Source organism: Arthrobacter ginsengisoli (assembly GCF_031456935.1).
Taxonomy (GTDB): domain Bacteria; phylum Actinomycetota; class Actinomycetes; order Actinomycetales; family Micrococcaceae; genus Arthrobacter; species Arthrobacter ginsengisoli.
Genome location: NZ_JAVDVQ010000009.1, coordinates 137932 through 151425 on the forward strand (window position 1 = coordinate 137932; position 13494 = coordinate 151425).

14 protein-coding genes are annotated in these 13494 nt (G+C 66.8%); 6 read left to right on the top strand and 8 right to left on the bottom strand.

What is annotated here, in order from left to right; genetic code table 11:
- Nucleotides 1-13: 13 nt before the first annotated feature.
- The 3 genes from J2X01_RS12345 to J2X01_RS12355 form a co-directional block, all read right to left on the bottom strand.
- The gene (locus J2X01_RS12345) at nucleotides 14-1480 is read right to left on the bottom strand and encodes a tyrosine-protein kinase domain-containing protein (RefSeq protein WP_310057506.1); all 1467 of its coding nucleotides are present in this window, start codon (nucleotides 1478-1480) and stop codon (nucleotides 14-16) included.
- Between the two features lie 93 nt (nucleotides 1481-1573).
- Nucleotides 1574-2461 (bottom strand): hypothetical protein, encoded by an 888-nt coding sequence (locus tag J2X01_RS12350; RefSeq protein ID WP_310057509.1) that lies wholly within the window; start codon nucleotides 2459-2461, stop codon nucleotides 1574-1576.
- A gap of 456 nt (nucleotides 2462-2917) precedes the next feature.
- Nucleotides 2918-3493, bottom strand: coding sequence for a hypothetical protein (locus J2X01_RS12355; protein WP_310057512.1), 576 nt, complete (start codon nucleotides 3491-3493; stop codon nucleotides 2918-2920).
- Nucleotides 3494-3732: 239 nt separating this feature from the next.
- Between J2X01_RS12355 and J2X01_RS12360 the strand changes: the two genes are divergently transcribed.
- The 6 genes from J2X01_RS12360 (at nucleotide 3733) to J2X01_RS12385 (ending at nucleotide 10006) form a co-directional block, all read left to right on the top strand.
- Nucleotides 3733-4323 (top strand): arsenate reductase/protein-tyrosine-phosphatase family protein, encoded by a 591-nt coding sequence (locus J2X01_RS12360; protein ID WP_310057515.1) that lies wholly within the window; start codon nucleotides 3733-3735, stop codon nucleotides 4321-4323.
- A gap of 57 nt (nucleotides 4324-4380) precedes the next feature.
- A complete protein-coding gene (locus tag J2X01_RS12365; protein WP_310057517.1) occupies nucleotides 4381-5454 on the top strand; it encodes an LCP family protein in 1074 nt (357 codons plus the stop codon).
- A gap of 85 nt (nucleotides 5455-5539) precedes the next feature.
- A complete protein-coding gene (locus J2X01_RS12370; protein ID WP_310057520.1) occupies nucleotides 5540-7756 on the top strand; it encodes a S9 family peptidase in 2217 nt (738 codons plus the stop codon).
- Between the two features lie 485 nt (nucleotides 7757-8241).
- Nucleotides 8242-8379: a hypothetical protein gene (locus J2X01_RS12375; protein WP_310057523.1), complete on the top strand. Its 138-nt coding sequence runs from the start codon at nucleotides 8242-8244 to the stop codon at nucleotides 8377-8379.
- Nucleotides 8376-9884: a GMC family oxidoreductase gene (locus tag J2X01_RS12380; protein WP_310057526.1), complete on the top strand. Its 1509-nt coding sequence runs from the start codon at nucleotides 8376-8378 to the stop codon at nucleotides 9882-9884. The genes J2X01_RS12375 and J2X01_RS12380 overlap by 4 nt, the downstream gene beginning before the upstream one ends.
- Nucleotides 9881-10006, top strand: a complete 126-nt coding sequence (locus tag J2X01_RS12385; protein WP_310057529.1) for a hypothetical protein — start codon at nucleotides 9881-9883, stop codon at nucleotides 10004-10006. The genes J2X01_RS12380 and J2X01_RS12385 overlap by 4 nt, the downstream gene beginning before the upstream one ends.
- A gap of 126 nt (nucleotides 10007-10132) precedes the next feature.
- Here the strand turns inward: J2X01_RS12385 and J2X01_RS12390 are convergent, their stop codons facing one another.
- From J2X01_RS12390 to J2X01_RS12410, 5 genes are all read right to left on the bottom strand, one after another.
- On the bottom strand, nucleotides 10133-10897 hold the full coding sequence (locus J2X01_RS12390; RefSeq protein ID WP_310057532.1) for an ABC transporter permease: 765 nt from the start codon (nucleotides 10895-10897) through the stop codon (nucleotides 10133-10135).
- On the bottom strand, nucleotides 10894-11739 hold the full coding sequence (locus J2X01_RS12395) for an ABC transporter ATP-binding protein (protein WP_310057537.1): 846 nt from the start codon (nucleotides 11737-11739) through the stop codon (nucleotides 10894-10896). The genes J2X01_RS12390 and J2X01_RS12395 overlap by 4 nt, the downstream gene beginning before the upstream one ends.
- Nucleotides 11740-11763: 24 nt before the next feature.
- Nucleotides 11764-12129, bottom strand: coding sequence for a DUF1048 domain-containing protein (locus J2X01_RS12400; protein WP_310057539.1), 366 nt, complete (start codon nucleotides 12127-12129; stop codon nucleotides 11764-11766).
- Nucleotides 12130-12131: 2 nt separating this feature from the next.
- Nucleotides 12132-12482, bottom strand: coding sequence for a PadR family transcriptional regulator (locus J2X01_RS12405; RefSeq protein ID WP_310057542.1), 351 nt, complete (start codon nucleotides 12480-12482; stop codon nucleotides 12132-12134).
- A 371-nt stretch (nucleotides 12483-12853) separates the two neighbouring features.
- Complete coding sequence (locus tag J2X01_RS12410) at nucleotides 12854-13357, bottom strand: hypothetical protein (protein ID WP_310057543.1); 504 nt, start codon at nucleotides 13355-13357, stop codon at nucleotides 12854-12856.
- Nucleotides 13358-13494: the final 137 nt, after the last annotated feature.

The window sequence follows — 13494 nt, forward strand, 5'->3', positions numbered from 1 at the left end:
GATATTTTCATTGCTAGCGGACAGGCACCGGCTCCTGCTCGCGGGACTGATATTCGGTGTAGTAGCGGTACGAGCCCGCGCCGGTGGTGGGCACGCGGTTGAGGATCGTGCCCAGGACCTTGCCGTTGACCCGACCAAGGTTGCCAAGGGACTTGCCCAGCTCCTCGTCAGTGGTCCTCCCGGCCCGGACGACGACGATTGCTCCGTCGGCAATTCGAGTGAGGACCGCGGCATCCGTGACGGGGAGCAAGGGCGGCGCGTCGACCAGCACGATGGCTTCCTGGGCAAGTGCTTTGAGCAGGGTTTTCATGGCCTGCGAACCCAGCAGCTCGCTGGGGTTCGGCGGGATCCGGCCGGATCCGAGCACGCGCAGGTTGGGCATCGCACTCCATTCCTGCAGCACGTCCTCCAGCTCGGCATGGCCGCTCAGGACATCGGTGACACCGACACCGGGGATCAGGTTGAAAACGTCAACCAGGGTGGGGCGGCGCAGATCGCCGTCGACGACCACGACGTTCTCGCCGGCGGCAGCCATGGTGACGGCCAGGTTGGCGGTCACCGTTGACTTGCCCTCGGCCGGAACGGAGCTGGTCACCACAATGATCCGCGGGGGATTGTCGACGTCGACATACTGGAGATTTGTCCGCAGCTCCCGCAGGGCTTCGGTGATGGCATGCGAGCTTTCGCCGGACGCGAGCGGGCTGAACCCGTCGTCCAGCACGGTGCTTTTCCCGTCGAGGCGGTGATCCACCGGGAGTGTACCCAGCACGGGCACCCCAAACCGGCGTTCGATCGCGGTTGCACTGCGGAGCCGGCGGTCCAGGTGGTGGCGGAGCATGGCGTAGAGGATTCCCAAGGCCAGTCCGGCCAGCGCTCCGATCGCGAGGGTGAGCTTGACGTTCGGGGAGGTCGGCGCCGTCGGCAGGGGGGCTTCGCCCAGCGGAACCACGCGGATGACCGGAACGGGGACGACATCCGAGCCCTCGACGGCGGGGAGACTTTCCATCTCCTTGACCTGCTCGGCCAGCCCCTTCACCCAGGCATCCGCGACGCGTTGGGCGGTGGCGGGATCCGTGGACGTGGCGGTGACGGCAATCTGGGCGCTTTCCTTCGGCACAACCACAGAGACGGACCCCAGTAGGGCGTCGGGTGAGGATGAGAGTCCGAGTGAGGCGACGACCCGTTCGGCCACCAACCTGGACTTTGCCACAGACTCGTACTTCGTGGCCTTGGTCTGGGCCAGGTTTTCGCTCATGAGGGAAAGGCTGAGGTCATCCGAGCCGCCCGCCACCACTATCCCGGTGGACTGTGCGGCGTAAATCTTCGGCTGCAAGAGGGTCCAACAGAAAGCGAGCACGGTCAGGGCGAGGGTGAACGCCAGAATGCCCTTCCAGCGCGCCCGCGCAATGCGCAGGTAGTCCTCCAGCGCAAGTCCCGCCGACGCCTGCCCATTGTTATCGGCCGTTTCAAAACCACTCACGCTAAGGTCCTCTCCCCCGTGCCTGGCCCCAGCGACCCACACGAAAATTTACTGTACGGTACGGTGACCGCGTTGGTGTGAAATTTAACCGCGTTAGCCACGGACGAGTAATCCCCGGCCGACGAGGCCGTCAACGGCCGCATCCAGCAGCGCTTCATAGCCGTCAGGCAGTCCATGAACGGCCTCGATCCGGTCCGCCAAAGTCTGCATCGAGACTGGACGCTGCGCCGACTGCCAGATGAAGGGCCCGATGCCGCTGAGCCTGGTGAGTTCGGCTTCCGTCAGGACCAGCAGGTCCTCACCGATCGCTACTGCGTCAACGGCCGCGACTGCCTGCAGCCAGCCGGCGGGGATTGGTTCAGATGCAGGCGTCGCTTTCGGTTCCACCATTGCGGGCGACCATGCCCTGCTGGATTCCGCAGGGGTGACCGGCTCCGTCGAGAAGAGCGGCGTCAGGCTGTCCTTCAGGTCAGCCGCTTCTGAATAGCTGACACGAAACACTCCGCCCACGCTGTCGATCAGCTGGCAGAGGGACTGAAGCGGCTGGACCACGGCGGCCTGAGAGGATGTGTCCGGAACGAGTGCAAGGACGGCCTCCACCATAGGGACCGGCTCAATGACGGGCAGCTGGTAGTCCCCGCCGACAACCCTATCGAGCAGAGCGATGGCCCTGAGACAGGGATTCGCAGGCGCGTCCAGCAGGCCCAACTCGTCCGGGCCTACTTGCAGTTTGGCTGCGCCGGGCGCTGCCTGCTTGACGGACAGCGGCTTCGGATAGGGCACAACGGTCCCATCAGCGCGGATCGCGACGGTTTCGTCGGTTATATAGCCGAACTTCCGGGCGAGCTGCGACGAAGCCGTGGTCTTGCCGGTACCGGATTTTGCCACCAGGGCAACGACGGAACCTTCCAGATCGGCGACGCCACAAGCATGGAGCATTGTCAGCTCCCCGGCACGTTCGAGGATGGCAGCGATAGTCACTTCCGAGGTCACGGCTTCGGCCAAGCCCTCAAACGTATCCGAGCCAAGGTGCCTCACACCCTCATTGGGCAGCTTCGAGTGAAAGTAGAGCGACGCCGTAAAGGGCAGACTTGATGTGCCAGGTTCCGCTTCCGGTGCAATGGGGCGACGATCGCCGAGGCAACGGCTCCAGGCCTTCGACATTGACTGCCGCTGGGCCGTGGTAACTCCTGGACCCCAGTAAACAGCGAAGCTGGTGCCCAACACATCGACGTCCAGATCGCTCGAGACGATCAATTGATTTCACCAATTCCGGCATGCGCTCGGGGATTTATTCCGCCCGCCAGTAAGTACGTCCGCTTCGAGACACGCGCAGACATGTCACTCCCAACTCAATCCCCAGTAATTCGCTCATGGCCATTAGATCACTTCTGGAATGCAGTCCGAAGCGGTGCGCCGGCGGGCAAGCATTCCCTCTTAGCCCAAGGAAAGAGTTGTGGGGCCAAGGGTCAGTACGCGTCCGCCGGGAAACTTGAGGAGGATCGTCATGGAGCCCGTGCCGTTGGGCGTGGACGCCGCGAAGTTGAAGGCCATGGCGAAGGCCAACGACCCATTGGGGGCGATCGTAGTCGAATTGGTCAAGAAGGAGGCCCGATAGCCTGTGGTGTTGTCACTGTCGGCAAAAAGAGCGATCGGCAGCCCCGCGCTGGTGAGCGTGTAGACGCTGAGGTCCGGACCCCCAGTCGAAGGCGTGATGATTATTGTGCCGGAGATTGCGCCCGTGATGGAGCCAGTAACCGAGTTCTTGATGGAGAAGCCCGTCGGGCCATTTCCATTCTTATTGTTGGACGGAGATCCTTCGCTACCGCGCAAGTGGTACTTAATTTTGCCCGTCGCTGAAGTGAACGCAGCCGTCGCCTTCAGCTCGGACGCCGCAGCGGCCGGCGCGGCAATAGCTGCCGCGATAACGGGCACACTCCACGCGGCGCCCTTAACAACGGCACGGCGGTCGAAACTGGCCTTCGGCGCAGCCAAGGTCTTGATCTCCGACATCTTTTCCCCAAGTTCTAATCCGGCGGAGGCTTACCCAATCGGGGTGACCTCGTGCCGCGCATTCGGCGACCTCTGACGACTGTACGCAGAAAAGCATGAATCTTCAATATCAAGATGCTTTATTTTCGAGAACGACAGAAACCGGGCCTATCTCGCCGCGGAGGTGTGAATGCGCCGTCGCGGCTAGACTCGGAAACCACGCCGCGGCACGAGCCTCGCTCATGGAAGTTGGAAAAACCTTGGAAACGCCCCGACCCGTCCGGATCCTGACGGTCTGCACCGGCAACATCTGCCGCTCCCCGGTGGCCGAGCGCCTGCTGCAGGCGGGCCTGGACCAGGTGCAGCCCGGCGCCTTCGAGGTGCGCAGCGCCGGTACGCACGCCATGGTGGGCGATCCAATCCAGCCGCTCTCAGCGGACATCATCAGGACCTTCGGCGGGACCCCGGACGGCTTCGCGGCCAGGCAGCTGACGCCCCGGATCCTCCGGGAGTCCGACCTGGTGCTGGCGATGACCGCCAAACACCGCGGCGCCGTGATGCAGCTGGACGCCTCGCTGCTGAAACGGACCTTCACGATCCGCGAATTTGCCCGGATGCTGCAAGTCCTGGAACAGCGCGACGCGCCGGCCGCCGTCGTCGACGTTCCCGCGTTCTGGCGGGAACTGCCCGCCCGGGCGGGGTCCGTGCGGCACCTGGCGCTGGCCCCGGACGCCGCCGACAACGACGTGGTGGACCCCTACCGGCGCGGGCCCGAGCTGTACCACCAGATGGAGGACGAGCTCGCCCCGGCCATCCTCACCATCCTGCGGTTCGCCCGCGAACACAGCTGATTTTCTGGGCTCTGCGCCGCAGCATCTTTTAAGCGTGCGCGGTGGTAGTGTCCGGCCATGGGAACGTCGCCGGAACCAGTAGGACCAGCCGCCGGCTCAGCCGCGGCACCGGGCGGAATGCACCGCCGCAGAACAATCGCCGTCGCCATCATTGCCGGGCTGGTGGTCCTCGCCGTCGCCGCCGCGGCCTTCCTGCTGAACCGGCCGCGCACCGAAACCGCGGCACCGGTGGAAACCTCCGCCCCGGCGCCGGGGACGGCCACGCCCGAACCCACCCCCACCCCGACGCCGACGCCTGATCCGCCGCCCACCGCACTGAACATCCTGCTGGTGGGCAGCGACAGCCGGATCAACGCCCGGGCCACCGCGGCCTCCGGCGCACCCTCCGACCAGCGCGGGGACGCCTTGGTCTTCATCCATCTCCCGGCCGACCGCCAGAGCGTCTACGGCATCTCCATCATGCGCGACCTGTGGGTGAACATCCCCGGCTACGGCGGGGCCAAGGTCAACGCCGCGCTGGAACTCGGCGGGGTGCCCCTGATGACGCAGACCGTGGAAGCCCTGCTGGGCCAGCACATCGACCACACCGTGATGCTGGACTTCCAGGGCTTCGCCGCCATGACCGACGCCCTCGGCGGGGTCGACGTCGACATCAAGCAGGCCTTTCAGGGCACGGTCGATGACTACGTGTATTTTCCCGCCGGCGTGAACCGGCTCAACGGGCTGCAGGCCCTGGCCTTCGTCCGCGAGCGCCACGCCTTCGCCGACGGCGACTACCAGCGGGTCCGCAACCAGCAGACCTTCCTGAAGGCCCTGATGGCCAAGCTGGCGGCCGAAGGCGCTCTGTCGGACAAGAACACCGTGAAGCAGCTGGTCTCGACAGTCCTCCCCCACGTCACGGTGTCCCCCGGGCTGAACCTGGAGACGCTGGAACACCTCGCCTTCAGCCTGCGCGGCACGCCCCCCGGCAGCGCCGTGTTCTTCACGCTTCCCACCGCCGGCACCGGCACCGCGTACGGCCAGTCGGTGGTCTTCCAGAACCCCGCCGCCACCGCCGCCGTGTCCGCCGCGCTGTCCACCGGGTCCCTGCCCGACTACGTCGCCGCGAACGGGCTGCAGAACGGCAACTGACGCGCCGCGCGGGCGGTGACAGGCCCGCCGACGGCGCGGCCCGGCCGGTGGCTTACTCCCGTTGCCCTGACGGTAGATTGGAGCCATGACCCAGACTCCTGTGCAGCCGTTCCCGCAGCCTCCCGTGGCCAAGAAAATCCCCGCCCTCCGCACGCACCACGGTGATGCCTTCGAGGACAACTACGAGTGGCTGCGGGACAAGGAATCCGCCGAGGTCGTGGAGCTGCTCAAGGCCGAGAACGCCTACCAGGAGGCGGTGACCGCGCACCAGGCGCCGCTGCGCGAGGCCATCTTCCAGGAGATCAAGGGCCGCACCCAGGAGACGGACCTCTCCGTGCCGCACCGCAAGGACGGCTGGTGGTACTACACCCGCTCGGTGGAGGGCAAGGAATACGGGATCCAGTGCCGCGTCCGCGCCCAGGACACCGGGGACCGCGTCGCCGACTGGACCCCGCCCGCCGTCGAGGTCGGCGTCGACATTCCGGCCGAGGAAATCCTGCTGGACTGCAACGTCGAGGCCGAGGGCAAGCCGTTCTTCGCCGTCGGCGGCGCCGCCGTGACCATCGACGGGAACCTCTACGCCTACGCCGTGGACAACGCCGGCGACGAGCGGTTCACGCTGCGGATCAAGGACCTGCGCACCGGGGAACTGCTGCCCGACGTGATCGAGAACGTCTTCTACGGCATCTCCTTCTCCCCCGACGGCACCCGGATCTTCTACACCGTGGTGGACGACGCCTGGCGGCCCTACCAGGTCAAGGCCCACGTGCTCGGCACACCCGTCGCGGAGGACGAGCTGATCTACCAGGAGGACGACGTCGCCATGTGGCTGGGCTTCGAGCTCTCTGGCGACCGGCGCCACCTGGTCCTGGGCATCGGCTGCTCGGAGTTCAGCGAGACCCGGCTGCTGCGCTTCGACGCGCTCGACGCCGGACTGCGCACCGTGATCTCCCGGGACGAGCGCATCCTCTATGAGGCGGAGCCGTTCCTGCTGGCGGACGCCTCGGGGGCCCAGGCCGAGGCCATCGTCCTGACCCACAACAAGGACGCCATCAACTCCATGGTCTCGCTGGTGGACCCGGCCGAGCTCACCAAGCCGCTCGCCGAGCAGCACTGGACCACCGTCGTCGAGCATTCCGAGCGGGTGCGCGTCAACGGCGCCGGCGTCACCTCCACGCATCTGGTGGTCTCCATCCGCAAGGACACGATCGAGCGCGTGCAGGTCCTGCCGCTGGCCGGGCTGGGAACGCCGGAGCAGGGCGAGCCGGTGGAGCCCGCCTTCGAGGAGGAGCTCTACACCGCGGGCGTCGCCGGTTCCGACTACGAGGCCCCCGTGATCCGGATGGGCTACACCTCCTACTTCACGCCGTCCCGGGTCTACGACTTTGTGCTGCCCACCGCGGAACGGCCCGCCGGCGAACTGCTGCTGCGCAAGGAAAGCCCGGTGCTCGGCGGCTACTCCCCCGCGGACTATGTCGCCACCCGCGAGTGGGCCGAGGCGGCCGACGGGACCCGGATCCCGCTGTCCGTGCTGCGCCACGCCTCGGTGAAGCAGGATTCGACGGCGGCCGGGCTGGTGTACGGCTACGGCTCCTACGAGCTGAGCATGGACCCCGGCTTCGGGATCCCGCGCCTGTCCCTGCTGGACCGGGGCATTGTATTCGTGATCGCCCACATCCGCGGCGGCGGGGAACTGGGCCGGCACTGGTACGACACCGGCAAGAAGCTGCAGAAGAAGAACACCTTCACAGACTTCATCGCGGCCTCCGACTGGCTGGCGCAGTCCGGCTGGGTGGACCCGGCCCGGATCGCGGCCATGGGCGGCTCGGCCGGCGGCCTGCTGATGGGCGCCGTCGCCAACCTGGCACCGGAGAAGTACGCGGCGATCGTGGCCGCCGTCCCGTTCGTCGACGCCCTGACCACCATCCTGGATCCGGAACTGCCGCTTTCGGCACTGGAATGGGAGGAATGGGGCAACCCGATCACCGACCGCGCCGTGTACGAGTACATGAAGTCCTACACGCCGTACGAGAACGTCCGCGCCGTGGCATACCCCAAGATCGCGGCGGTCACCTCGTTTAACGACACGCGGGTGCTCTATGTGGAGCCCGCGAAGTGGGTGCAGCGGCTGCGCGAACTCAACACCGGCAGCGAGCCGATCGTGATGAAGATCGAGATGGAAGGCGGCCACGGCGGCGCCTCCGGCCGCTACGTGCAGTGGAAGGAACGCGCCTGGGACTACGCCTTCGTCGCCGACTCCCTGGGCGCCACCGAGCTGCTGCCGGGCGCCGGGGTTAAGTAGTCTTCCTTCGATCGAGTGCTCCGTAACCTCCCTTTTGAGCCCGGATAAGGGCGGTTACGGAGCAGCGGATGGTGCGGGCGCCGGGGTTAAGTAGTCGCGAGCGCGGGGCCTGGCTGAAGTGGTCGGGTGGTCCGCGTGGCCGGCAGGGGACGATCGTGACGACGTTCCTGCCCAGTTGCCCGATGCCGCAGCCCGGTTCAACCACAAGAAACCACGGGATTCCGGGGTTGGTGCCGGCCCGGGGAGAAGCAACTGGGCGGGAACGGCGGCGGCTCGCCCATTCGCTGCTCGCGGACCGGTGAAGACTGTCGTTGCCGATGCTCTGGTTCCCGTTTCCGGTGAGGCTCCCGTCCCGCGCCACAACCGCTGCAGTACAGCGGCTTTTCTTGTTGACGCCGACTGTGGCCGGCGGGAAACTGTGAGCGTGGGTGGGGTTTCCGTGTGGAGGGAGCCTCAGATGACACGGCAAGACCTCCGGCCTGACCTTGCCTGAGGACAATGACCGTTGCAATGTCGCGCTGGCCTTCCACGTCCGCCGGGGCGAGATTATCGGCGTCGACGTCGGCGGCCGCTCCACACCGGGCCGGCCGCCCGGGCTGGAGCGGAGCGAGGCAGGGAAATGAAGAGCCGGTATGACGTGGCCATCGTTGGTGCGGGCAGTGCAGGCTGCGTGCTGGCTTCGCGGCTGAGCGAGGATGCAGCCCGCCAGGTCGTGCTGTTCGAAGCCGGGCCGGACTACCTGCCGGGCATGCTTCCGCCCGATCTCGCTGACGGCATCCACGGCACGAGCACGGCCTCACACGACTGGGGGCTCCACGGGACGGGTGTCGCCGGCGGCCCTCCGCTGGCCCTGCCGCAGGGGCGCGTGACCGGGGGATCCTCTGCCGTCAACGCCACCTTCGCGGTGCGCGGGCATCCTGCCGACTACGACGGCTGGGCACTGCCCGGATGGACATTCGAGGACGTGCTGCCGTCTTTCCGCCGCCTCGAACATGACCTGGACTTCGGTTCCTCGCCCTATCACGGAACCGATGGACCGGTGCCGATCCGCCGGTACCGGGGTGATGAATGCTCCGAGCTCACGCTCGCGATGGAGGGCGCCATAGCGAGCGTGGGGATCCCGCGCATTCCGGACCACAACGCCCCGGGCGCCGTCGGGGTGTCAGGGCTGCCGGTCAACTGTGTGCGTGGTCTCCGCGTCAGCACCGCGCAGGCCTATCTGGATCCCGTCCGTTCCCGGCCCAATCTGACGATCCGCGCGGACTCACCGGTCGCCGAGATCGTGGTCGGTGGCGGACGCGTGTCGGGAGTCCGGACCACGGACGGCCAGATCACTGCAGCCGATGAAGTGATTGTCTGCGCCGGCGCTTACCATTCCCCCGCGCTGCTCATCCGCTCCGGCATCGGACCCGCCGCGGACATTACCGCGCTGGGCAGGTCCGTGACGATGGACCTGCCCGGTGTGGGAAACAACCTCGCCGACCACCCGTGGGTGGCCCTTGAACTGCCCTGTCTCGAGCCGCAGGGAGACCCTCCAATTTTCCAGGTGCTGGCGACAGCCCGGAGCAGCCGGAGTTCCGCAGCCGATCCCCCGGACCTCCAGTTCATGGTGTGCGGACCCTACCGGCTGGAGAACGGCTACCACTGCCTGCTGGCCGCAGCCCTGCTGAAGCCGGCCTCACGCGGACAGGTCCGGCTGCTCGCACTCGATCCGGTCACCGCACCCGCCATCGACCTCGGTTACTTCCGTGACCCGGTCGACGTCGACCGGCTTGCAGAGGGCCTGCAGATCGCGAAAGCTGCCGTGGCCCACCCCGACCTGGCCCGGCTCACCCGCGGGCCCCGGCCCGCGCCCCGACAGGACCTGGCCGACGACGCCGCCGTCCGCGACTGGATCAAGGCCACCGCCACGACGTACCACCACCCGGTCGGCACCTGTGCGATGGGAACGGACCCCGGTGCCGGCGCCGTCGTCGACACCTCGGGACGGGTCCACGGAGTACCGGGTCTCTCGGTCGTCGACGCCTCAATCATTCCCGGACCGCTTTCGGCCAACACCAACATCCCCACCATCATGGCCGCCGAACACGTCGCGGCCCGGCGCCGCGGGGATGGGTCGGGACCGTGAAGCCGACGGGATCCACCGCCAAATGGGTGCAGCGGCTGCGCGAACTCAACACCGGCAGCGAGCCGATCGTGATGAAGGTCGAGATGGAAGGCCACGGAGCTGCTGGCGGGCGCCGGGGTTAAGTAGCGCGCGCCCCGGCTCGAGGCACCATCGATTGCTGAGCAAGGGCCCTTTTGAGCCCGGATAAGGGCACCTACGGAGCAATCGATGGGCCCGGACGGGGCGGGCGGCGCCGTCGGGCCCGGGCCTCAGCTGATCTTGCGACGGTAGGCAGCGATCGCGAACGCGTAGGCCACCACAAGGATGCCGACGAGCCAGGCGAGGGCGGTCCAGATGTCACTGCCGACCGGTTCCTGGGCGAGCAGGGCCCGGATGCTGTCCACGATGGAGGTCACGGGCTGGTTCTCGGCGAACCATGCCACCGGGCCGGGCATCGAGTCGGTGGGCACGAACGCCGAGCTGATGAACGGCAGGAAAATCAGCGGGTAGCTGAACGCGCTCGCGCCGTCGACGGTCTTCGCCGAAAGCCCGGCGATTACGGCGATCCAGGTCAGTGCGAGGGTGAACAGGATCAGAATGCCGGCGACGGCGAGCCAGGCGGCCACTGTTGCTCCGGCGCGGAACCCCATAATCAGCGCGACGCCAATGACGATCACGACCGAGACCAGGTTCGCAGCCAGGGAGGTGAGCACGTGCGCCCAGAGCACGCTCGACCTCGCGATCGGCATGGACTGAAAGCGCTCGAAGATGCCGCCCTGCATGTCGAGGAACAGCCGGTATGCGGTGTACGCGACGCCGGACGCGATCGTGATGAGCAGGATGCCGGGGAGCATGTAGTTGACGTACGACTCTGTGGATCCGGTGTTGATCGCGCCGCCGAACACGTAGACGAACAGCAGCATCAGCGCGATCGGGGTGACCGCGGTGGTCATGATCGTGTCGGGGCTGCGGAGGACGTGGCGCAGCGAGCGGCCGGTCAGGACGCCGGTGTCGCCGAGGACTTGGGTGGTCATTGGGGTTCCTTTCGTGCCGGGACCGCGCCGCCGCGGTCGGCGTCGTCGGTGCGGTCGGCGCCGTCGTTGGTCTCGCCGGTGTCACCGACGAGGGCGAGGAAGACGTCCTCGAGGGAGGGCTGCTTTTCGACGTATTCGACCTTGGCGGGCGGGAGGAGCTGCTTGAGTTCGGTCAGGGTCCCGTTCTGGATGATTGTGCCCTTGTGCAGGATCGCGATGCGGTCGGCGAGCTGTTCGGCCTCGTCGAGGTACTGCGTGGTGAGCAGCACCGTCGTGCCCTGACCGGCAAGCTGCCTGACGGTCTGCCACACCTCGATGCGCGCCTGGGGGTCGAGCCCCGCCGTCGGTTCATCGAGGAAGATGATCGGCGGGTTCCCGATCAGGCTCATCGCGATGTCGAGTCGGCGTCGCATGCCGCCCGAGTGCGTCGAGGCCTTGCGGTTCCCCGCTTCGGTGAGCGAGAAGCGGGCAAGCAGGCCGTCGGCGATCGCGCCCGGGTTCTTCAGGTGACGCAACCTGGCGACCAGCACGAGGTTCTCCCGGCCGGTGAGCACGTCATCGACCGCGGCGAACTGGCCGGTCAGACTGATCGACTCGCGCACGTCGCCGGGCTGCGCGGCGACGTCGAAGCCGAGGACCGTGGCGGTGCCCGCGTCCGCCTTCAGCAGCGTCGACAGGATCCGCACCAGCGTGGTCTTGCCCGCACCGTTCGAGCCGAGCAACGCGAAGATGCTGCCCGCCCTCACGTCGAAGTCGACGCCCCGCAGCACCTGCAGGTCCTTGAAGGACTTCTCGATGCCCTGCACCCGGATCGCGGGTTCAAAGGCCTGGTCAGTGGTCATGTCCGGTCTCCGTTCCCGGCGCGTTCACGCGTCGTCGCCGGCAGCCTGGTCAATGGCGTCGGTCAGGCGCTTGCGCTCCTTGTTGATCCACTGGCCGTCCGAGTAGTTCCGGATGAAGGTGTCCGCGAACTCCACCGGGTCGTCCCCGACGATGTCGCGGATCGGGGTGCCGTCGACAGCGGCCCGCTCGATCAGGTCCGCGAGGTCCTCGAGCATCTGCATGAGGACCTCGCCCTTGACGATCGACCCGGCGTACATGAAGTAGCGCTCGAGTCCGTCGATCGCGGTCCGGTAGCTCGTGGGCAGCTGTTCCTTGCGGGCCTTGTACCGGCGCCAGCGCTTCTTGTCGTCGAATGAGCCGGTGACCCGCTCGATCCATCCTGCGGCCATGATTACTCTCCTTCTTCCTGCGGGTGGTCAATGTCGTGGCGGAGCTGTTCGATCCGATTTTCGAGGAAGCTCCAGGACCTCCAGAACTCCTCGAGGTACTCGCCGCCCAGTGCGTTCAGCGAATAGACCTTGCGCGGCGGCCCCTTCTCGGACGGGACCTTCACCACGTCCACGAGGCCGCGCTGCTCGATCCTGACCAGCAGCGCGTAAACGGTGCCCTCGACGATGTCGGTGAAGCCCTGCTCGCGCAGCCGCGCCGTGATCTCGTAGCCGTACGCCGGCTGCGCGGCCAGGATCGCGAGGACGATGCCCTCGAGCGTGCCCTTGAGCATCTCGGTCATCTGCTTGCCCATGGAACCCTCCAAAGCTACTCAGTGATGCTGACTACCACTACATAGTAACACTGAATAGCGACCGAGCAAGGGGTGGTTGCGGCGCTGCGCTCCGGGGTCCGGGTTGGCGAAGAGGGTGGGCTGACATAGTCGCGTGAGGCGGGGCGCGCCGGGCTCTGTCCGTGACGACGCTCCAGCCCAGTTGCCCGGTGCCGCAGCCCGTTTCAACCACCAGAAACCACGGGATCCCGGGGGCGGCGCCTGATGCGGCGCGAAGCAACTGGGCGGGAGCGGCGGCGGCCTGCCCAATCGTCACGGATGGCCGCTACGGGACCCCTCAGAGGAGCCCGAATGAGCGCCGACCGCCGAAATGCGCGCGCCGTAGGCGTTCCTTATGCCACCGCGCCGCAGAGTGCCGGCCCCAGGAGGTCGGGCGTCGCCGTGTCATGGCGTCCAGCCTGGAAGAGAACGCTTTCTTCGGTCTCGTCAGCGAAAATGATCCGGCCGGCGTCCTTGAGCGTCACTCCCGTACCCGACCCGGCAACGAGATAGCGGAAGCCGGTTACGGTGACCGTGCCCGTTGCCCAGTTGTAGGTCTGAACGAAATGGGCGTTGACCGTCACCGTCTTGCCGGTATCCAGGTTGACCATGACGTCCGCTGGCGCCGAAACGAACCGCTGAATCCGGATCCTGTTGCCGTCTGCATCGACGAAACGCCGGGCACTCGTGGTCGAGGTTCCTGTGATGCTCGCGTCAAAGTCCCCACAGCTGAACGTGAACGCGTAACTCTCTACGAACGGGCCAAAATTGACTGGTTCGGCCGCAGACGATGCACCGGCTGACGTCAGCACCAGCCCCAAGGCCGCCACCGGGACCGCAAACCTGAAGTGTGTCACGAGCACGCCTTTCCTCGAGTTGGTGCGGCCGCAACGAGACGGCGTCGCGTGCATCCTGTTCCTCGTCCTGGACGGTGTCAATAGCATCCGGAGTCTGCCCGGTTCGGAATCGGTTCGCGGATCCTCGCCGCCCGCCT